This window comes from Pantoea sp. RSPAM1 (assembly GCF_038816185.1).
In the GTDB taxonomy this organism is placed as follows: Bacteria; Pseudomonadota; Gammaproteobacteria; order Enterobacterales; family Enterobacteriaceae; genus Pantoea; species Pantoea ananatis.
The window spans coordinates 3,359,066-3,379,958 of the sequence record NZ_CP046137.1; the positions used below are offsets into that span (position 1 = coordinate 3,359,066).

21 protein-coding genes are annotated in these 20,893 nt (G+C 44.8%); 8 read left to right on the forward strand and 13 right to left on the reverse strand.

Features of this window, described 5'->3' with window-relative positions; translation table 11 throughout:
- Window positions 1-73: 73 nt before the first annotated feature.
- The 7 genes from pdxA (at window position 74) to GKC68_RS16330 (ending at window position 6,527) form a co-directional block, all read left to right on the forward strand.
- A complete protein-coding gene (pdxA, locus tag GKC68_RS16300) occupies window positions 74-1,081 on the forward strand; it encodes a 4-hydroxythreonine-4-phosphate dehydrogenase PdxA (protein ID WP_058707173.1) in 1,008 nt (335 codons plus the stop codon).
- Between the two features lie 34 nt (window positions 1,082-1,115).
- A complete protein-coding gene (locus tag GKC68_RS16305) occupies window positions 1,116-2,831 on the forward strand; it encodes a four-carbon acid sugar kinase family protein (RefSeq protein ID WP_342656333.1) in 1,716 nt (571 codons plus the stop codon).
- An 83-nt stretch (window positions 2,832-2,914) separates the two neighbouring features.
- Window positions 2,915-3,931, forward strand: a complete 1,017-nt coding sequence (locus GKC68_RS16310; RefSeq protein WP_342656334.1) for a 2-keto-3-deoxygluconate permease — start codon at window positions 2,915-2,917, stop codon at window positions 3,929-3,931.
- Between the two features lies 1 nt (window position 3,932).
- The gene (locus GKC68_RS16315; protein WP_028723897.1) at window positions 3,933-4,319 is read left to right on the forward strand and encodes a PTS glucitol/sorbitol transporter subunit IIA; all 387 of its coding nucleotides are present in this window, start codon (window positions 3,933-3,935) and stop codon (window positions 4,317-4,319) included.
- 12 nt (window positions 4,320-4,331) lie between these two features.
- Window positions 4,332-4,790, forward strand: coding sequence for a ribose 5-phosphate isomerase B (rpiB, locus tag GKC68_RS16320; RefSeq protein WP_028723898.1), 459 nt, complete (start codon window positions 4,332-4,334; stop codon window positions 4,788-4,790).
- A 20-nt stretch (window positions 4,791-4,810) separates the two neighbouring features.
- Entirely contained in the window at window positions 4,811-5,761 is a 951-nt protein-coding gene (tal, locus tag GKC68_RS16325; RefSeq protein ID WP_342656335.1) for a transaldolase, read from the forward strand.
- Window positions 5,762-5,990: 229 nt separating this feature from the next.
- Window positions 5,991-6,527: a hypothetical protein gene (locus tag GKC68_RS16330; RefSeq protein WP_264228744.1), complete on the forward strand. Its 537-nt coding sequence runs from the start codon at window positions 5,991-5,993 to the stop codon at window positions 6,525-6,527.
- Window positions 6,528-6,582: 55 nt separating this feature from the next.
- Here GKC68_RS16330 and GKC68_RS16335 read toward each other — a convergent pair whose 3' ends face one another.
- Window positions 6,583-7,815 carry a glycosyl hydrolase family 28 protein gene (locus tag GKC68_RS16335; RefSeq protein ID WP_342656905.1) on the reverse strand — a complete coding sequence of 411 codons (1,233 nt, stop codon included), beginning with the start codon at window positions 7,813-7,815 and terminating at the stop codon, window positions 6,583-6,585.
- A 275-nt stretch (window positions 7,816-8,090) separates the two neighbouring features.
- Here GKC68_RS16335 and GKC68_RS16340 point away from each other — a divergent pair, with 275 nt between their 5' ends.
- The gene (locus tag GKC68_RS16340; protein ID WP_264228743.1) at window positions 8,091-8,789 is read left to right on the forward strand and encodes a class I SAM-dependent methyltransferase; all 699 of its coding nucleotides are present in this window, start codon (window positions 8,091-8,093) and stop codon (window positions 8,787-8,789) included.
- Window positions 8,790-8,935: 146 nt separating this feature from the next.
- Here the strand turns inward: GKC68_RS16340 and GKC68_RS16345 are convergent, their stop codons facing one another.
- From GKC68_RS16345 to GKC68_RS16400, 12 genes are all read right to left on the reverse strand, one after another.
- Window positions 8,936-9,271, reverse strand: coding sequence for a DUF6694 family lipoprotein (locus tag GKC68_RS16345; RefSeq protein WP_028723902.1), 336 nt, complete (start codon window positions 9,269-9,271; stop codon window positions 8,936-8,938).
- 207 nt (window positions 9,272-9,478) lie between these two features.
- Window positions 9,479-10,135 carry an EAL domain-containing protein gene (locus GKC68_RS16350; protein WP_058707166.1) on the reverse strand — a complete coding sequence of 219 codons (657 nt, stop codon included), beginning with the start codon at window positions 10,133-10,135 and terminating at the stop codon, window positions 9,479-9,481.
- Window positions 10,136-10,267: 132 nt separating this feature from the next.
- Window positions 10,268-11,965 carry a Wzy polymerase domain-containing protein gene (locus GKC68_RS16355; RefSeq protein WP_342656336.1) on the reverse strand — a complete coding sequence of 566 codons (1,698 nt, stop codon included), beginning with the start codon at window positions 11,963-11,965 and terminating at the stop codon, window positions 10,268-10,270.
- 648 nt (window positions 11,966-12,613) lie between these two features.
- Complete coding sequence (locus tag GKC68_RS16360; protein ID WP_058706246.1) at window positions 12,614-13,603, reverse strand: hypothetical protein; 990 nt, start codon at window positions 13,601-13,603, stop codon at window positions 12,614-12,616.
- Window positions 13,596-14,174, reverse strand: a complete 579-nt coding sequence (locus GKC68_RS16365; RefSeq protein WP_058706245.1) for a hypothetical protein — start codon at window positions 14,172-14,174, stop codon at window positions 13,596-13,598. The genes GKC68_RS16360 and GKC68_RS16365 overlap by 8 nt, the downstream gene beginning before the upstream one ends.
- Window positions 14,175-14,183: 9 nt before the next feature.
- Entirely contained in the window at window positions 14,184-14,807 is a 624-nt protein-coding gene (locus GKC68_RS16370) for a hypothetical protein (RefSeq protein WP_342656337.1), read from the reverse strand.
- The gene (locus tag GKC68_RS16375) at window positions 14,807-15,367 is read right to left on the reverse strand and encodes a fimbrial protein (protein WP_058706243.1); all 561 of its coding nucleotides are present in this window, start codon (window positions 15,365-15,367) and stop codon (window positions 14,807-14,809) included. Before GKC68_RS16375 ends, GKC68_RS16370 begins: the two co-directional genes overlap by 1 nt.
- On the reverse strand, window positions 15,360-15,980 hold the full coding sequence (locus GKC68_RS16380) for a fimbrial protein (RefSeq protein ID WP_241494077.1): 621 nt from the start codon (window positions 15,978-15,980) through the stop codon (window positions 15,360-15,362). Before GKC68_RS16380 ends, GKC68_RS16375 begins: the two co-directional genes overlap by 8 nt.
- Window positions 15,981-15,985: 5 nt before the next feature.
- On the reverse strand, window positions 15,986-16,726 hold the full coding sequence (locus GKC68_RS16385) for a fimbria/pilus periplasmic chaperone (protein WP_110957582.1): 741 nt from the start codon (window positions 16,724-16,726) through the stop codon (window positions 15,986-15,988).
- Window positions 16,727-16,831: 105 nt separating this feature from the next.
- Window positions 16,832-19,357 (reverse strand): outer membrane usher protein, encoded by a 2,526-nt coding sequence (locus tag GKC68_RS16390; RefSeq protein ID WP_342656338.1) that lies wholly within the window; start codon window positions 19,355-19,357, stop codon window positions 16,832-16,834.
- An 11-nt stretch (window positions 19,358-19,368) separates the two neighbouring features.
- On the reverse strand, window positions 19,369-19,914 hold the full coding sequence (locus tag GKC68_RS16395) for a fimbrial protein (RefSeq protein ID WP_181426973.1): 546 nt from the start codon (window positions 19,912-19,914) through the stop codon (window positions 19,369-19,371).
- 91 nt (window positions 19,915-20,005) lie between these two features.
- The gene (locus GKC68_RS16400) at window positions 20,006-20,533 is read right to left on the reverse strand and encodes a fimbrial protein (RefSeq protein ID WP_058707250.1); all 528 of its coding nucleotides are present in this window, start codon (window positions 20,531-20,533) and stop codon (window positions 20,006-20,008) included.
- Window positions 20,534-20,893 lie beyond the last annotated feature (360 nt).

The window sequence follows — 20,893 nt, forward strand, 5'->3', positions numbered from 1 at the left end:
GAGTAGATTCCTGTTCATATGATTTATACATGATCATATGAACATAACCATATTCCATTATGAGAGGTGATAAATGCCGCAAGAGAAAAAACCCGTTGTAGCCATTACGCTTGGCGACCCTGCAGGGATAGGTCCAGAAATTACTGTCGCCACCATGATGGAAAAAGGTGTCTACGAAGAGTGCAAACCGTTTTTAATTGGTTCCGTACCGATTGTAACCCGAGCGATGAAAATAATGGGATGCGACTTCACCCTTCATCCCATCTCCAGCCCGGAGGAGGCCCTGTTTCAATGGGGAACGCTGGATGTGCTTGAAACCGGTGATTATGATTGCGACAGCATTGAGTGGGGCAAGGTGCAGTTACTGGCTGGCCAGATGTCGCTGGACTATGTCATGAAATCCATTGAGCTGGGGATGGCGGGCAAGATTGATGTGGTCTCTACAGCGCCGATTCATAAGGAGGCGATCAAGCTGGCAGGATGTAAACTGCCGGGGCACACCGAAATTTATCAGGTTGAAACCCGGTCAGATTACGGGTTAACCATGTTCCACGTTCATAATCTGCGCGTCTTTTTTGTCAGCCGCCATATGCCGTTGAAAGAGGCCTGTGATTACGCGAATAAGGAACGGGTTCTGGCCTGCGTCCAACAGATCCACCATGAATTTACGGCACTCAGTATTCAGAACCCACGCATTGCGGTCGCCGCCCTCAATCCCCATGCGTCCGATAATGGCCTGTTTGGTCACGAAGAAGCGGACAACTTAATCCCGGCAGTAGAGGCAGCCCAGGCACTTGGCATTAATGCTATAGGGCCTGTACCGGCAGATTCGGTATTTCATTTGGGTAAACAAGGCCGTTACGACGCCATTCTTTCCCTGTATCACGATCAGGGGCACATCGCCTGTAAAACCCTCGACTTTGAACGGTCCATTACCATCACGTTTGGTCTGCCGTTTATGCGCAGCTCCGTGGACCACGGTACAGCATTTGACATAGCAGGCACCGGTAAAGCCGGCACCGTCAGCATGCTGGAGTCCACGTTAGTTGCAGCGCGCTACTGGAAAATGAAAAACCAATAAACGCTGGCGACAGACGAATGGTGAGGACAGAGAAATGGAAAAATATCTGTTAATCGGAAAAGGCAGCAAAGGCTGGGGCGGGCCGTTAAAAATCACGCCAGGCCCTGCAAAAAAAATTGCTTACATCACGGGTGGCATGTGCCCCCCTCTGGTGGAAAGACTGAGCGAACTCACGGGTTGGCCAGCCGTGGATGTCTTTAAAAACGGTGAGCCGCCTGAAGACGAAATTGGCCTAATGGTTATTGACTGCGGTGGAACTTTACGTTGCGGGCTTTATCCTAAACGAGGCATTCCAACTATCAATTTACATCCCACAGGCAAAAGTGGGCCGCTGGCCGAATTTATCCATGAAGACATTTATGTCTCTGGCGTGACACCAGCCTGTATCGAAATAGTCTGGCCGCAAGGCGAAGGCGGCAAGCTGGGAATTGTCGCGGACGATCTCACCGGCGCAACCACAGTAGGGGTACTGTTGGCACGCAGCGGATTAAAAACTGCGGCTTTTTTCGATACCGACTCTTTTGCCCGCAACGAAGTCGACTATCCGGCCATGGTGGTCAGCAGCGACAGCCGACCTCTGCCCAAAGCCGAAGCGCAGTGGCAGGTCAGTACTGCAGTCAAACTACTGCAGGCCCGTGGAGCTCACTACTTCACCAAACGTATTGACACTACGTTGCGTGGCGGCATCGGCTTTGAAATTGATGCCATGCTGGAGCAGTTGCCTGATGAAACAGTAGCGGTAGTCGTACCCGCGATGCCGCAGTCGCGTCGTATCCTGGTGGGCGGGTATTCCGTCATTGACTCCGTAGCGCTGTCGCGTACTGACGTTGCCCACGATGTGCGCACGCCGGTTACTGAATCCTGGGTTCCGGGTCTGCTGGCATCACAAACGCATCATCAGGTCGGCCATGTTGCCCTGACGTCCGTGATGAAGGGGACGAATCAACTTAAGCAGGACTTACGTGAACAACAACAACGTGGCGTAAGGGTTATCGTCGTTGACGCTATTACGCTGGAGGATGTTGATGCGATTGCCGATGCGGTGGTTGCGCTTAACTGGAATGTGCTGGCTGTCGATCCTGGCCCATTTACTGAAAGGCTTGCGCTGCATCGCGCTTTAATGCGAGAAGCCCCCGCCAGTATCGCTTCCCCTGTGGTCGTTGAACAACCCCGCGGATCGGTACTGATTGTCGCCGGTAGTGCAACGCCCGTAACGAAAAAGCAGCTTCAGCATTTGATCGATAATCATGCGCAGGTTTGTCATATTCCTGTTGATGCAGAACTGTTAGTGGACCGAAACAATTCCGCCGACATTGAAGTTAACCGTGTAGTGGAATTCGCCTGCAACTGCATGGCAGAACAACACAATGCCCTGTTTGTTTTTGAATCGGCCTTAACCGGTCGATTACTGGATCTGCAACAAGAAGAGCTGCGCTTTGGTCTGGATCATGGCCAGGCGGCACAGAATATTAATCATGGACTCGGCAGCATTGTCCGGGAAGTGCTAAATCGGGCGCCAGAGGCAATTAAAGGAATTTACATGACCGGCGGCGATACGATGGTCAGCGTCCTGAAAGAACTCGGCGCTACCGGTATCGAAATGATCGATTACGTTATTCCACAAACTGATATGGTTAAAATTATTGGCGGTGATTACGCCGGTCTAATCTGTGTGGGTAAGGGCGGCCTCACCGGGCCGGAGGATATTATCAACACTATCGTTGACCGCATCTATAAAGAATCTCATTAATAAAAATCGAAACTACGTAATTGTCGTCCGGATGGTATTACGTTGTTAATTCATTTAACGCCACTCAATACTGCGAGTCATTTATGAATATTAATATTCTGGACAAAATGAACAAAGCCCCCGGAGGCTTAATTATCATACCGTTAATTTTAGCCATTCTACTTAACACAATTGCACCTCAGGCATTAAATATCGGCGGACCTACCACTGCATTATTTAAAGTGGGTTCCAGCGCGATGATGGGCATATTTTTGTTAATTTGCGGAACATCAATAAATATTCGTCAGGCCGGCTTACCACTTTACAAAGGGAGTGTACTGCTGTTCTTAAAATGTCTGGCTGGCGCGCTGGCTGTATGGTTTGCTGGCACGTTGTTCGGGCCATCTGGATTTCTGGGCATCTCAACTCTGGCGCTGATCGCCTGTTTAACCAGCTCCAATAGTTCATTGTATATCGCGCTGTGCAGTAACTACGGTGATTCCAGCGATGCCGGGGCTATTTCGGTGTTTTGTATTAAAGACGGGCCTTTCGTTACGATGATGGTGCTGGGCGTCAGCGGATTGGCCAATATCCCGTTTGCCGCCCTGCTTTCAATGCTAATTCCGCTCATCATCGGCATGCTCTGGGGCAATATCGATGCGCGATTCAAACAGTTGTGCGCCTCAGCGCAGCCTCTGGTAATCATCATTATGTCCTTTGCTATTGGTGCCAACTCCAGCCTGAACACCGTATTTACTGCTGGTCTGTCGGGGATCCTGCTGGGTATGATTTCCGCGCTGACCGCCTTTATCTTCTATTTTCTTTACAACCTGTTTTTGAAGAATAAAACGGCACTTGGTGCCGCGCTGGGCACGACCGCAGCAAGCTCGGCACTCACGCCAGCAATGGTTGCACAAGCCGATCCCTCTCTGCTTGTTTATGTCGACGCTGCTACCGCTCAACTGGCAACGGCGAGTATCATTACCATGATTACCGCGCCAGTTCTGGTGGCCTTTTTTGATAAGCGGTTAAAAAAACGCTATCCCGAAACAGATTTGCCTCAGATTCCAGCCAGTGAAGATGCCCCCTTGCCCATAAATGAAAACGAGGGGACGAAATAGTATGCAGCCTTTTTGTTCATTGCACATTACGGCAGTGGGTGATTTTGTCGCAGAATCTTTGCAGGAAAACAAGCTCATCCTGTTTTCGAATACCGCACCAACCGAACTTGCCCATTATTGTGCGATTCATGAATCAACGCCCTGTCAAAAAGAACTGGCACCAGGGCAAACAATTGAAATTAACGACACAGCGTATGTTGTTACTGCTGTAGGAGACGTCGCCACGCAAAACTTTAAACAATTAGGGCATATTACTCTGAGTTTTGACAATGCAGATTCAGCAGAACTTCCTGGCACCGTACATTTACGTGGCCCGACACCGACAGTAATAGCAGCTGGCGATAACATCATTTTTATTAATTCAGAAGTTAGAATACTTAATGATTAAAGGAATTACCTCATGAAAACAATTGCTATTGGCGCGGATGATGCCGCTTATGAATTTCGAGATGCACTCGTGAATGACTTGAATGAGCGGGGAATAAAGGTAGTGGATTTCAGTAGCGATAAACATGATGACTGCACACTTTATCCTGATGTCGCCCATGCTGTGGCTATAGCGATCCGTCAGGGTCAATTCGAACGCGGCATTTTAATTTGTGGCACGGGTATTGGTATGAGCATCGTAGCTAACAAAGTCCCCGGCGTGCGCGCCGCACAGTGTCACGATACCTTTTCCGCCGAGCGGGCGAGAAAGAGTAACAATGCCCAGATTATCGCTCTGGGCGCGCGGGTGATTGGTGCCGAACTAGGCAAAAAAATTATTCAAGCCTGGTTGGCCGCGGAATATGAAGGCGGTAGCTCCGCAGTAAAAGTAGAACGAATAGACTATTACGAACATCAGCATGTACAGGACTGAAACACGACAAGGAACACATTATGAATCAGTTGGATGCTTTGAAAGCCCTTACCGTCGTCGTAGCTGACACCGGTGATATAGAGTCTATAAAAAAATTCGCACCGCATGATGCCACGACTAACCCCTCTTTGATATTGAAAGCGGCACAACTGCCTCAGTATCAGCCATTAATAGCGGATGCGATTGGCAAGGCGCGCCGCCAGGGTGGGAGTGCCGAAACTCAATTGATTAATGCCTGCGATCAGGTTGCAGTGGATATCGGTACAGAAGTGCTTCGCTACGTACCGGGACGCATTTCCACTGAAGTCGATGCTCGATTTGCCTGGGACCGAGGTATGTGCGTATCAAAAGCGCGTAAGCTGATTCAACTGTATGGCAAAAACGGTATTGAGCCCGGTCGCATACTGATCAAGCTGGCCGCCACATGGGAGGGGATCCGTGCAGCAGAGGAACTGGAACAGAACGGGATTAATTGCAACCTGACGCTACTTTTTTCTTTTGCCCAAGCGCGAGCCTGCGCAGAAGCTGGCGTGTACTTAATTTCTCCTTTTGTTGGACGTATTTACGACTGGTATCAGAAGCATCAGCCCCAGCCGGATTATCTGCCTGCGAACGATCCTGGTGTTGAATCCGTACAGCAGATCTACCAGTATTATAAAACGCACGGCTACCCAACCATAGTGATGGGAGCGAGCTTTCGCCGTATTGAACAAGTCCAGGCCCTGGCAGGATGCGACCGACTTACCCTGTCTCCCTCATTGCTGGACGAACTGGCGGCCAACCACCAGCCACTTATCCGCCAGTTACATCCCCGTTGTGTCACTGAAACTCGCCCTAGCCCGATGACACAATCTGAGTTTCTCTGGCAGCATCATCAGGATGCCATGGCAGTAGAGAAACTGGCCGAAGGTATACGGCTATTCGCCAGGGATCAAATCACGCTGGAGCAGCAGATTAAGCAGATGCTATAGCGCTCCACCTTAAGCCGCCATGCGGTTTAATCGACATGGTCTCATCAATGCTGTCTGTCCGGCATATTTTATCGCGCCTACTCACCCCGGTGCGATAAAACACATGGCGTAACCGGTCAATCCCGCAGATGACAATCTGTTGCGCTTTTCATGTAACAGATCAAGATGGCGAAGCGTTAAAACATGCAGGCTCTGCAATCTGATGATTTTATATTTGATACAGGGCCCTATGAAACGCGCGATGACTGCTTTACTTCCCATTATATTAACAACTTTGGTCTCAAACAGCGCCCTTGCTCAGGGTGTGCCCTTGCTGGGTAATTTGCCTGCCAGCGGACATCAACTTTGCGGTAAGACAATCAGGCTACAACTGGTTAAAACCTCTGACGAGATGATGATTCTGGGTATAAAAAACAAGCAGAGTAACGAGATGGATCTGTTTATGTCCAGCCTGCCTTTTACCGTTTCAGATACCTATGCCAGGTTCATTCCGGTAAAGTTCGATCAACTGTCTAAAACCTTTATTGCGACCCACGATGATGAACTTGATGTTATCTGGGGAGCGGCCTTAGACGATAAAAACACGCTGGGATATAAACTTGCTTTAGGTAACTTTACCTATAGCTGTTCTGCGCCAGAAGCCTGGCCGAATGATAAAGCCAACCATTTGTACGGCGAACCCCCCACTGATGCTCACGCTGCTTCTGAGAATGTAGCGGCTGAAAAAAATGCTAAAACCACAAAAACCGTAAAGCCGAGAGGCTGAGTGCTAGAGGCACAGGCTGCTATGACTGTTGGCAGCCTGCATCCATCCCGCCGCTTTACGGACATTCCCCACGGGTGGTACGAGTAAATATACCGTGGATAAGGGCATTCTCCTGCTTTATTACCGCCTGTTCACCGATAAACACCTTTTGCAAGGTGATCTCCAGCGGAAAAGCATCACTGTAACCCTGCAGGGTAATTTTTCCGTTACCCGCGTTGACGTGATCAAACGTAATATCACGATAGACAGGAATCGAGGAACCTTTAATACGCGGATCGTAATGTGTATCCAGTAGTATCGGATTTTCAACATTGACCATGCAGACGTTTTGATAGCGAACAGCGCTCACCAGCCCGCCCCGCGAACGGTCACTTTTAATTCGTAAACCGTTCGTCGTGCCGGTTAGCGTCAGCCCGTCCACCAACACATCACTGACGCCACGGTTGATTTCACTGCCAATTGACATACCGTGCCCAAAGCCAAACTGGTTATTCAGGATGGAGATATGGGAGGCAGGTGCATTGCCCGCTTTAATCGCCACATTGTCATCGCCGGTGCTGATGCGACTGTTAATTAACGTGACATCGGAAGAACCCATCGGGTCCACGCCATCGGTGTTTCGCGCCGTGGCGGGCGTGTCGATGGTGATGCCCCACAACGTAATGCCCTGACTTTCATTGATGACTACATGAAAATTTGGCGCATTCTTCAGGGTGATCTGGTACAGCGTAATATCAGTGGCATGATCAATCTGGATCAGTCGCGGGGCATTTTGCTTCGCCTCATCATTTTTGGCGCTGGCTGCCAGTTGCCACCAGGTTTGCGCCTCACCTGCCATGCTGGCAGCGCCCTGCCCGTCAATCACGCCTTGTCCGTAAATCCCGCTGCCGTGGACGTGATTAAGCGTGATAAACGCCCGGCAACCATTGCCCTGGTTATCCAGCTTCCCACAACTCCCGCGGCCGTTATCGTATAAGCGTGGATCGGGGATGGCGCTCAGCACCGCACCCTTATCTATCCCCAGGCTGACGCCGGAGGGCAGAGACAGGGGGCCGCTCATCAACGTCTTTACCGTGGGCGATGGCACTAGCAGTACCATCCTGCCAGATGGGCAGTTGTTCAGCGCCTGCTGAATGATCGGGGCGGCATTAGTTTGATGGCTCGCATAAATCCGCTGGCAAACGGGCGGCGAGACAGGCTGTGTTAACGTCCTTCGATCGCCAGCCAGAGCCGTAAAACTCATCAATACGCTCAAAACTGCGCACAGAATAGAGGCGCTGCGGCACATCGTCACATTCAGATTCGTCATAGTGAAAAGGCGATAAGGAAACAGGGCCTCACAATACGCAAGTCCTTCTTTGCAGGTAAAGCAGAATCACGGTAGCAGCGCCAGGAGTGGTCAAAATGTTAAATTCTTACTGCTTGCCGTGCTTCAGGTCATCATCTTTTTATTGCGCTGATGCCTGATACGCCCGGTTTGTTACCTGCTGATGCCCTGTGGTAAAAGCCGCTAAAAATCACATAATCTGTCATGACGCTCTTTGAATAAAAGGTGAGCCTGACGTGGAAAGCTATGACGCTATTTATCGTCGCCTTCAGAGGGAAGGCCATGAAGCCTGGACCGGCAGCGGTTATCAACGGGCGCATCAGCAACTTAACGCCACCATTAGCTGGCTGGGTGCTGCGCAGTTCATCCCACCTGGCGGAACGTTCCTTGAGTTGGGCTGCGGCAACGGTGCCATGGCCTCACATTGTTTTGCCGAAAAAGGCTTTCGCGTTTTTGGGATGGATATTTCAGGGGTCGCCGTGGACTGGGCCAGATCGCGATTCGAACAGTCAGGCTTAAGCGGCTGTTTTGATCAGGGTGATGTCTGTGACCTGGCACATTATCCGGATGCAATGTTTGATGTCGTCTTTGACGGCAGTTGCTTTCACTGCCTGATCGGTCCCCAGCGAACAGCATGCCTCAGGGCATTGTCTCAGGTGCTGGCTGCCGATGGAACGCTCATCATTAGCAGTATGTGTGGTGCGCCTAAACAGAAAGCGGACCTTGACCGCTACGATGCCCGCAGCAGGGTTTTAATGGTTAACGGGCATCCCTGGCGTACCCTTAAGCCGCTTGAAGAACTGACCGTTGAGATTGCAGACGCGGGCTTTATGCTGGTTGATCACAGGGTGAATGTTAATCCATGGTGGGATCACGCAACGCTGGTTTATCACAAAGCGCCTTCTCCGTCCGTAAAAGACCAGGCGTGCTTTTAGAGTGTAATGGCCTGAAAACAGGCGTTTGTCGGTCAGTTACAGCCTTAACGCGGTGCATAAAAAAAGCCCATAAAATGGGCTTCATCCAACAGGCAACCATTACCTGCAACATCCTGACCCGGCTGGGCCAGGATTCAGAAGTGATGCTACTGGTTAGCCGCACGCTCTTGCTTAATCTTGTGCGCGTAATCAATGACTTCTTCACCAGTCTTGCCGGCCAGCGCGCCTTTAATCTTTTTATCGATCAGTGCGCGTCCACCTTCATCACCGCTGCCCGCCTGCATCAGCTCTTTCATACTGACCTGGCTGAACGCAACGACTTGAATGGCATCGTTAAAGGCGGCACGTTTATCTTCGGCAAGAGACTCACGGACTTTTTGCATAGAGGTTTGAAAGGCTTCTTCCGATGAGCCATCGATCTTTGGCTCGCCACAGCCTGTTAACGCGAAAGCTAATAAAATGACTGCCACTGCTTTTTTCATATCGTCTTTATCCTAAAAAAGTTCTTCGCAATGGTAAGTTTTTGTGATGTTTTATGGAAGAACTATTTATTGTAAGGCATCAGCCTGTATGCTTTATCAACAGCACAGTTCAAAGCTCAGGACACACTCACGCCGTAAACGAAAATCGTCCTGCACAATAAAAATGATAAGACTTCGCCTGAAATAATTGGTGAAAATATTTTATGATTATCTAAATCGGGGTGGGACAGCCATATGCACTTTTTTTTCTGGCCATAAAAAACCTTGGCCATAAGTAGCCTTAGTCAGCATCATTTGTTGTTTATCGCCTACGGTTTCTATCCCTTCAACCAACACATGCGGTGAGATAGAAAAAGCCCGTGATATAAGGGTATTGATTCCTTTCGGATACCTGATTTCCTGACGATCGATTTTAATGCCGTCAACATTCAATGACATTTTTTCTACCAGATTAATAAGAGATGAAGTAATATCATCCAGCCAAATCATCCACTCTGCCTTCCTCAGTAGATAAATCCCGTTTTCAAAAGCGTAGATATCTTTACACGAACAATTCAGTAACATATCCGGATCCTGAATTTCCAGCACCAAACGGTTTTCATGCTTAATCTTTAGGATTTCATTAACTTTATTGATGTCGCTGAAAACATTGACGGGTAGATTAAGCCAGTATATACCAGAAAGGGTTAATGCATATTCGGCTTGCCACAGAAATAGTGAAAAAACCGTTTCTTTAGATAATGAAGAAAACCACTGTTCGGGATCTTTATTGATCACACTTGATAAAATTTCATGTGCAATGACCTCTCCACTATTAAGATCAACAAGTGGTTGTAGCCTAAACCCCTCAACTTTTCTAAGCATATTAATACCGCTACCCGTAATTAAGTTGATTTGAAATCATAAAAACGCACCCTGAGAAAATTTAATGTCCCAATTACTCTTATTATAATGTTCTGCTTATAGTAAATCTGTTTACTCGTTTCATTCTGGGATTTAACAAATAAATCTTTTGTCCTTAGGCCAACGTCCATGCGCCTCTGCGCAAAGATAGTGGTACTGTGTAGTCTGTTGAAACTGAGAAATTTTCATCATACTGTCATAAATATTAGGATCATTATGGGTTTTCAGAAAACGCCATCCCCATTGTTGGAAATCAGACAACAGAGCCGGATTTCGTGTTTTATTAAAAGTCAACAACATGGCAACATGGTAATCAAAGTCAATACGCGTTCGTTGACTGTAATAATTAGGTAAATCATTAATTTTTTTTTCAGGCTCGACGGTGAACTCCTGCAAGCCTTTTTTTTCGATTTGGGTCAATCGCTGCTGAGTAATTAAACCGGTCAGTGAAAAATAAATCATAAAAATTGATATTAAAAATAGAAAACATCTTATAATCTGGAAAGAATTTTTTTTTCCATATCCGTTCTGCGCTTCCTTTGTTTTACACTGCGAGGGTATTGAACCTGCAATGACCAGTAATAGCACCAGCATCAGGCCGTGTGTAACTGACTGATAAAGTGGATATTCCAGATTCATATGCGCGGCAAGAGGTAGTAATAGTGCGATACCGTACCTCTTCAGCGCTCCCCGCTCCCACAACTTCATTAGCACTCCCGCGATCATTAGCAACAAACCGACCAGCGAAATAAGTCCACCTTCTACCCATGCATATAAAATTTCATTATGTGGATGCGTTAAAGTAGCAGCTTCCAGACCGGGGAGGTTAGTTGCAGCCAGTTGACCAAATACCGCTTCAAACCCCCCGTATCCATGCCCAACAATTGGCGACTGCATAATCAGTTCGATTGTCAACTGTGTCATGTAAAGACGTGAGCTTGTAGATTCTGCTTTAATGATCACAGGTACAGCAGCATCCGGGAAAAACATTGGGAAAATATATAAAACAAAGAGGCCAATCCCTATCCCCGAGAGCAGTAAAAAAAACGCAGGCAAAAACCTGTTACGTTTAGTTATTAAACCTGAAATCAGTAGTATTATGACTCCGCAGCCAAATCCAATAAAGGCAGCACGTGACTGAAGCACGACGATTACACTGGTTAACAGTAGAATCCCTAAAGCATACCAGTACAGCAGTAGCGCTCGATGGTGTGTTTTTTTTCTTAAGAAAATAAATAGCAGGCAGTTCAAACCTGTTGCAAGAAAAGAGGAAAGGACATTTACCTGTTGAAAACTGCCATAAGGACGATCTGCTGGTGATTTTATAAGCTGCACAATCGCATAACCTCCTTGTAAAACGCAGGCAATAATGATGATATTTAACAGACAATAACGGTTTTTTAATCGCCCCCCCATGGCACGACTCAATATAAAATATAAAAGTGTCAATAATATCAAGGCGGTAACACGGGGAAATGCATTTTGAAACCAGTCAAGATCCCTTGTCAGGAAAAGCGGAAAACTCCAGGCTAACACACCAATAATGATCGCCTGTTCGCCGCTCGAAAATCGGGAGAACGCCTTAATAGTAAAATCTTTTGAAAGAATGGAGATCGTCAAAATGAGCGAAATGACCGCCCATGTTAAGAGATTTTGTGGTAGAGACAGGCCGCTGCCACCACTATTGGGTAAGACATAAAGCAGGCCTCCGCATAACCAGAAAGAAAGAGCTGCAAGAATGCCTCTGTTTTTTTTCTGAGCACTAACTTTATGGGTATATGTATTCATCATAATATCAACGACAGAGAAATTTGGCTACAGGCATATTAACCCGATAATTTTTTGTAATTGCTCGCCAATTTGAATCATTACAGCACTGGCTTGGAAATTGCTAAAATAACTTCAAATCAATACTTCTAAGATAATAAATATAAAACATAATGCTTTTTTGACACGTAACAGCCTTACTTCTCAACACCTTGATATTGATATACGAGAAATGATCATCATTAACAGGGACAGAGATAACAACAAATTATAAATTACATAACAAACCTCGAAAAATTTTAATAGGTTAATATTCTATTAACCAAATTTTTTCTTTAAATTACATTACAATAACAATGTGCAAAGCGCATACCCGGAAAACGAAATTTGTTATGTCTGCTATGAAATCAAGAATGACTAAGTGGTATCTTTTAATTTCGATAAATTCATATAAAAATAGCTAAAACACCCTCCTTACTGCTTCTTTAAACGAAGTCTGTGCTCACGCCTTGTCTGTTAAACTCTTTTGAAGAGGACAAAAATATTTGTATATTAGAGGCATACGCCGACGCTGAAGAAATAGCGCAGGCATTGTCAGACCATCTTCATCTATCACGATTACACTATATAAAATGATAAATTACCCTTGTTAATCACCAAAAAATAATTATATCAGTCTTCCGTCAAAACCAAAACTGAACTGGCAGTGAATGCACCGAGAGGGACTTTTTTGACTTTAACATCGGGATCTCTAAATATATAGAACTTTACATTTTTCTCATGAATACCGTATTCGTATACTACGCTTTTACCTTGTTTATCATCGTTGGCTTGAACAAAGTGATCATCATAATATGGGACTATGTGCACGCCATTGGATGTTGTTGCAATGGTGTACTGAGAACCAACAATAGCCGTATAAAGAATAGCCATCTTCATCGATATGCCTGCATCTCGTGTGCAAGTTATTGGAATGTTAATCTCTTTATAAATCGCCTGAGGAGACTTTGGGCTTTCGGTTAAATCTGTTCGTTTTATGTCACCAAAATGTACATGAATATCATTTCCACGATTAATATAACAGGTCGCGGGTTCAACGGGTAACGGGCTACCATCCATGCATGAGTATGGCTCACTAGGATCGACATAGTAACCTGAATCAGTTCCATTGGTATTCTGAAGTGCCACACAAAAAGAGGCGGCAGGCTGTTTCTCTAATGCGCTGGATGCGCCACCAAAATTGGGCTTTGATTTGGATATTGTTTTAGTGGTATTAAGCTCGTTTACCTTACGCGTGGGCATCTGAAAATTTGCCGTAGAAATTTTACATTTAACTGCCGTAGTGCTTTGGCAAAAAAAAAGAACCGCGCTGTAATTGCCACTATATTGTGGATAAACCTTATAGCCGTCTAATTCAGTGACGTGATTTGTGCCTGTTGGCATGGTCCATCCTTCGCCAATTAAAAAACCTGATTCAAGGCCTTCGCTTGTAGGATGACAGTCACCGAATCCCAGTATGCCATCCGTCATATTAATCGAACCCTTAGGGCAGCTTTTGGGTAATGGAATACCTTTAACACTGGCTTGAGAAGACGTAAACAATGTGCCTGACAAATACAGCAATATTGTCAGCACAATTTTTGCATTAAAATACTTAATCATATAACACCGTCATATTGGCCGTTCCTGAAAACTTGTCGCCTTCAAGGATTTTATTGTCCAGCTTAACTAAAAGAACTTCTAACTTAGGCGGAGAAGCCATATTAATTGCCTTACTCTGGCGGAGAGACATTGGTGTACCGTCCATCAGAATTTGCATACCCAATCCATCAACTGTTGTCGCAATCGTCTTATTATCATTAAACCCATTTGCACTCACCCCATCTAGATTAAAGAAAACATTATAACCTAACGTGCTGTCTGAACATGCGAAATCATAATTGAGCTCTTTAACGTAACGCAAAGACGAGATTTTATTGGGATCAACTGAATCGAAAACCGCGTTCAAAAAATCATTATTATTGAGTATACACCATGGCCCCACTTCAAGTTTGGTTTTTAATAAAACGACAGAGGAAAAACCGCATGAACCAGAGATATCGCCATCATCGCCTTCATTATATTCACAACCATCATTTACGCTATCTTGATACGTCGAGGTAGCATAAGAAGTTGAGCTAAACTGTAAAGATATAATAAGAAAAATTATTTTAATAAGTGATTTTTTTTTCATATTTAACCGCTAATTAGGTTCTACAATGACACTAACAATTGTAAACAAAGTTGCATCGTCCGTAAGGTCTTCACCTGATGAATCTAACTGAATTAGCTGAAATGCCATTCCTGTTTTCTGATTGGTCCGGAGCCAGTGTCCACGCTGTGTCGTTATAGGGTTACCATTGACCAGCAACTGTAAACCCACTGATTTTATTAATGTCAAATTTGGGTATGAACGAAGCTGCATCACACTGTTCTTCTGCCCAGATACAGTACCAAATGTCGGTACAATGTGAACTAACATATGGCTTTCAAGTGCGAGCTCACCTGTGCACATAAATTCTATGTTAAAAGTTTTGCGATATTTTTTATCTAATACGTATCTTCCGTTATAAGAACGAAATATAACTTCGCCAAAATTGTAATTATAAATTGCTTCGTCATCATCAACAATGCCCGCCAACCCATCGCCAGCGCCTGGCTTTAAACCTTCGACGTCAAATGAGCAAGCACCTGGATCTTCAACAATATTACCGTCAAAGTAAACATTTGCACGAAAAGATTCATTGGGTATGCTGTGAAAACTAATAAAAAAAACACAGATCATCATCATTAGAATTGTAAATAAATATCCAAATATTCTTTTCATTATTCATAACTCAATGTGAAATTCGCCGTGGCTGTAAAACCCCCTGCTACAATGTTCTTTTCTTTTATTGCGTTAGGTTCACCCTGGATATAAGCCTCATTCTTAAACAAGACTTCATCACCATTAATTTCACCTGAATATTTAGAATGATTATTTATTTTAACGGGGACTCCATTAATACTAAATCCAATAGCTATACCTTTCGCCTCACCATTAACTTTTATAAAACCTGGAAGATTGTCATTCTCTGTACCAGTGAATGCAATGCGTAAATTAGCTCCAGGCTCACAGTTTTTTGCGATTACAGTAAAATCTTTTGTTAAATTCTGTTTTTTTGAATAAATATCATTAACGTTGACATCAGAAAAATCGACGATGTAATTTTCATCTCCGGTTAAGACATCGCAGGTGGAGATAACGAGAAGCCCTTCAACGCTAATATTATCAATCTCGTCAAATTTTCCTGTCTCAGCTCTGGCCAACGTGGATGAGAAAAACATCATGCTGCACTGAATCATCCCCAAAAATGCGACGATAGTAAGCATGTTTTTTTTATTCATAGTTCACCCTGAAATTAGTCACTGCCCAGAAATCACCGTAATGTACAGAAGCAGAAGATCTTACTACAGAAACAAAGTAATTAAATTCCTCACTTTTCTGGGAGATAAAATATTTTCTGCCGGACTGATTTAATGCAACAGTTTGTCTGTCTTTATCACTAATTCTTAACGCAATGCCACTCACACCATTCACTTTCAGTAATGACGGGAAATCATGATCTGACACGCCCGAGAATGACAGGGTCACTAAAGGTTCAATATAGGAAAAAAGTTCATTACTACCCGGCATAATAGATTGATCTTTATAAGAACGATAACAGTCTGTCAGCCTGATGCTAAATGATACAGGAGAGGTTTCATCCCCCGGCTGGCTAAGCTCTGTTTTACTGAGTGTTCCCAGATCGATTTGCTGTAAAGCTGAACCAAGTTCTAGATGACAAGCACCTTCGCTCAGTAATCCTACCACCATAATCTGGCCATGTTCTCCCTCCACCTGCCAGTTATCGTGCATTGAGGGTGTGGCATTGCCCACAACTGAAATGCCGGTCAGACAAACAACATAGTAAGGCAATATCGTTTTACTAGTGAAGTGTTTCAGGAGAACGTTATGCAAAATATTTATCCTACTTGTTTATCAGTGACCTTACATGTATTGCCTGAGCAGCTAAAAATTAATTTAGGACGGCCACCCCAGTCATTGATATACGTCAGTACCGGCTTTGTCCCTAGTTTCGCGGCGCTAGCTTCAGCAATCTCGCTGCTTTTTGGCGCGACCATCACTGACTTAAATTCATTATTGCTGGCCTGAGTGGTCGACCCCATACCAACCACGGTGACATAATAACCAGTTGGATTATTAATACGATAACGGTCACCTTCACGTGTTAATGTAAGCGCTGCCTGGGGGACATCGCCACTGGCTAACTTAAGGCTTGCCGGGCGATAAAACATTTTTATACGTGTCTGTAATGCGATTTGCAGGGTGTTAGGTTTTTTACTTTTGGGCGGAATTTCGCGCACGTTAAAATAATATAACGACTCTCTATCCTGTGCATTGGTGCTTGCCCCCATCGCCTGTACTTTTATCTGACCTTTGGATTTAGGTTCAATACGTTGTAAAGGCGGTAATGCAATAAATTCATTTTCAAGTTTCTTACCTGATTCATCTTCAACCCATGACTGAGCAAGATAAGGTGCTTCTTTATTATGATTGGTAACTGTTACTGTTTCTGATTTTTGATCACCATTGATTATCAGACGAGTGCGATCAAGTCCTACTGCCGCATTGGCCACAGGAATAGCCGTTGTTACTACCAGAGTTATTAAACTCAGGAAAGACGTTTTGGATATTTTAAACATATCAACCTCAATTAATTCCTAAAGATAATAAAATGAGTGGTAACCTCAGGACAAAAATTCTAAAATCCGTTAAGGCTTAACGATGTTGACCACCAATTTTTAAATTTACTTTTCAATACATGGGAGTAATAAATTCCCGGCATGTTCAACAAGTCTCTCTGGCAAGGTAAAGGTACACTGTTCCCTGCCGTTCCAGCTGACATCCATTTTTCCACCGGTTTTCATTCCAGATAGCCAGACTTTTCCATCATCGGCGATAATACCCGTCTGGATTTTGTCCTCATTTCTGACCATGGCACCAAAAGGCGGTACTGATCCATCCTTAAGTTTTACAACGGCCATTCCTTTTTGCCCGGCTAAAATACCAAATTTTCGGTAGCCAATTGCGCCTTTGGTTAACGTATCTTCAACTACTGAACGCGTCGATTCAACATCATCTGGAAGTTCATCAAGGTCAATATTTATGTTGCTGCGATAATAACTGTTTACGTCAGTAACAACGGCTTTACCAAAATAGTTTGTTTTCACATTGTCACCGCCACCGGATACGGCAACTCCCGCAATCCCAGCGGTATCAACCATCAGGCGGGTTCCGTCTGCTCCAGATGAGCGGTGCAGTGCTGCACCCTGAGCTGTTGCCGTCATCCCACCTTCAAGCGACAGGCCCAAAGAACGATATCCATTATTTTCTAATCCGGCTGAAGCCGTAATCTCTGCCAGGCTACCGGTATAATCGTAATAACCGCTAATTGAATGTTCCCCATCCGATGATGTACCGACATCAATATCGTAACTGCCTCTCTCACCGAGATTGTCACGCCACCCTATGCTTTGGCTTTGTGTCCCACCGGAGGTTTGACCGCTGTAAGACAATGTCCCTTCGCCAAACGGCAGTGACAAGCTCAGATAAACACCATCGTCTTGCGTGTTATCGTATTGCGTTCTGTATCCGGTAAGGCTCATACTGACATTTTTAAACCGGCCAATGTCGAAGCTGCTAGAAAGTGAGAGATTCCAAGTATCACTCGCCGATCGCTCCCAGTATGTCTGGTGGTTATAACTCAGGTAGATTCCTGCATTAAGTTTTCTCAGCTGTTTTGCCAGCGTGATAGTATATAACTCTTTACCGTTACCGGGATTACTGTAACTCGACGTTTTAGCACTTAAAAACTGTGACATCGTCATATAATTGCGATCAGAAAAGCGATAACCCGCAAAGGTAATCTGGCTATCGTAATCATCAAAGCGTTTGGAATAATTTAAACGATAAGAATTACCTTTACGGGTAACGCTTTCGTTTAATTTCGCCCTCGCAGTGGTAGCATCCAGCGAAACTGCCCCGAAAGCCAGCAAATCTCGTCCCATACCCACCGCCATACTCGTGTAGTCGCTGGCAAATAGCCCACCGCCATAAACAGACCAACCGTTTGAAATACCCCACGAGACTTCGCCGGTGGCAAAATTGATATCTTGCGTATTGTGCTCATAATCTGACGGCTTACCTAATGCCAACTTGTAACGCAGGCTGCCGGGGCGTGTCAGATAAGGTATTGTTGCTGTATCAACCTGGAAAGTTCGTTTAGTACCGTCCTGCTCCTGGATGGTGACATCCAGTTTTCCCATCACCGCGTTGTTCAGATCCTGAATGCGGAAAGGCCCTGACGCTACCGTGGTTTCATAAATTACGCTTCCCTGCTGGCTCACAGTTATCTTGGCATTAGTCTTTGCCACGCCGACCACTTCAGGTGCATAACCACGTAAGTTTGGAGCCAGTTGTGCATCATCAGACGTTAGGCTGGCACCGGTAAAACGAAACGAGTCAAACAGCGTTGATGGCAAATAAGCCTCACCCAGCATGAGTTCGGATTTAAGCGATTTTATTGCGCGAAAAATATAGAACCTATCCCACTTTATGTTTTTTTTTGTAGTGCCATTTGCTCCAGACTCACGATCGTAATCACCCTGCCAGGTTGCGCGCATGCGCCATGGACCCATATTAAGTCCCGCTACCCCATTACCACTTAAAGTCTGCGCATCGGCATTGGCTCTTGACTGGGTATGTCTGGCGTTTAGGTAGTAATCAAAAATGAAACCCGGTATGCCATCATCCCAGCGAGAAGGCGGATCCCAATTTTCAGACGTGTATTCCATCAAAGCCTGAGGGATATTTATTTGTAATACACCAGAACCGAGATCAGGTCTGACTGTCATCCCTGCAAAAGAATTCACATCAAGGCATTGACCGTCATTCCACCAATTTGCTTTTTTTAATTCATATTCTTTAAAACCGAACCGGCTGACCAACTCGGGAGATAAACAGGCTAAAGAGTCATCCGGATTGTCTTTAGGGAATATATAGTCAATTTTTTCGTCTGGATATTCAGACTTATTTACAACGACATTGAAAACATATTTCCCCGGCATCAAATAACCCACACGGGAAAAACGAACAATATCAACCTCACCACGTTCCTTCACATCCAGGACGTCTATGTTAAATTCAATATCATCATCAGCTGCGATTACATAACCAGGCATAAATAATGCGGACAAGACGGCCAGTGCGATCGGGCAAATTGATAATTTTAACGAGCGATTTTTATAATTCTTTTTTTTCATAATATTAAGCATCAAGAAAAAGCTCAGTAATAGTCAACTTTAAAACGCACCACGGCACGAAATTTACCAGAATGCATATGATGCATATCACTGACAATTCTCATTTGGTAATTGAGAGTTTGCCTACCTTTCGCTAACTGTCCTGCTGGCATGGGCTGACCGGGAACAGCAATATTTCCCACTTTGTCCTGGATTTCAATTCCAATGCCGCTCGCACCACTTACTCCGAATAATTTCCCGTCAGGTATTCCGTCGAAGGTGACGATAAAATGCGTTTTGTCCCCACCTGGCGTGTTAGTATTAGAAAGTGAACAGTTGATAAGATGAATAGAAAAATCCCTGGTAAAGCCAGCCCCGTCATGAATAAGTTCTCCTGTCGTTAATGCTGGAATATCGATAAGTTGATCTCTGTCATTAACTTCAATTGCACAAGGTGCATCCAGGATGCTGCCTTGCATACCGACAACGCCATGCCCGTGATCCAAGGAATAACAAAATCCATATTCAGGTGCACAAAATGTCAGTATGAAAGGCAGCATCCAGAAAATAGTCTGCGGCTTTATTTTCATGAAAAGAAATCCTTTCAAAGAACGGCATGAGCAGATAACTCTGCTCATGCATGCGAAGGTTAATGTAAATCATCAACCCTCACTTATTCCCTTATTTATAAGCCAGAGTAAAGTTCGCTACAGAGGTGAAATCACCTGGAACGATAGTCGCTGAAGCCCCATCTCCTTGCAGGTATGCAGAGAATGCCAGTGAGTTAGTGCCATCCTGAATATTTTGAGCAGGTGATGCTTCGCCCAATTTAATGATTTGGCCTGCACCGTTGGTGATAGCAATGGATGCACCACTTGCAGTACCAGTAATACCCAGCAGATCTTTGTTGCCAGCAGAAGCTGCACCGGTAAAGGTTGCAGTTACGCTGTTAGAGGTTGCGGTATCGCACTGTTCCAGTTTTACTGTGAAAGCTTTAGGTGCCGATTTGCCGCCGTTTTTTAGCGCAGCATTGGTCACTTCACCTAAATCAACAGTCTGGTTTGCAGACTCAGCAGTGATTGAACAAGGTGCATCAACAATTGAACCTTTGAAGTTGATTTCGCCATGGCCCTGGTCAGCTGCAGTAGCGCCAAATGCAACCATCATTGCACACAGTCCGAATGATTTAACCGCTTTATTCAATTTCATTACAACAATCCCTTAAACTTTATTTTTACAATGCGTAATTCGCATTCGTTACTCAAACGCTTTATCAAGAAGCTTGGTTGCAGAAGAATGACAACATACTTCTGAACGGGGAGAATAATAATTCTGTAGCCAATGTAATTGTCACCAAACTTAATGGAACGCATAATAACGAGATATTAGTTTATGGCCCCTCCCCCCAAAAAATACAAATCATTACAAAAAACCAATATAAACACAAAAAACAGGATAAAATATCGCATAATTAAAATTTAACAGATAATTATTGAATTATTTATTTTATTTATAGTTTATTAGTCTAAATAAAACTTACATAATTAGTTATACGTAGAGGAAGCGTGT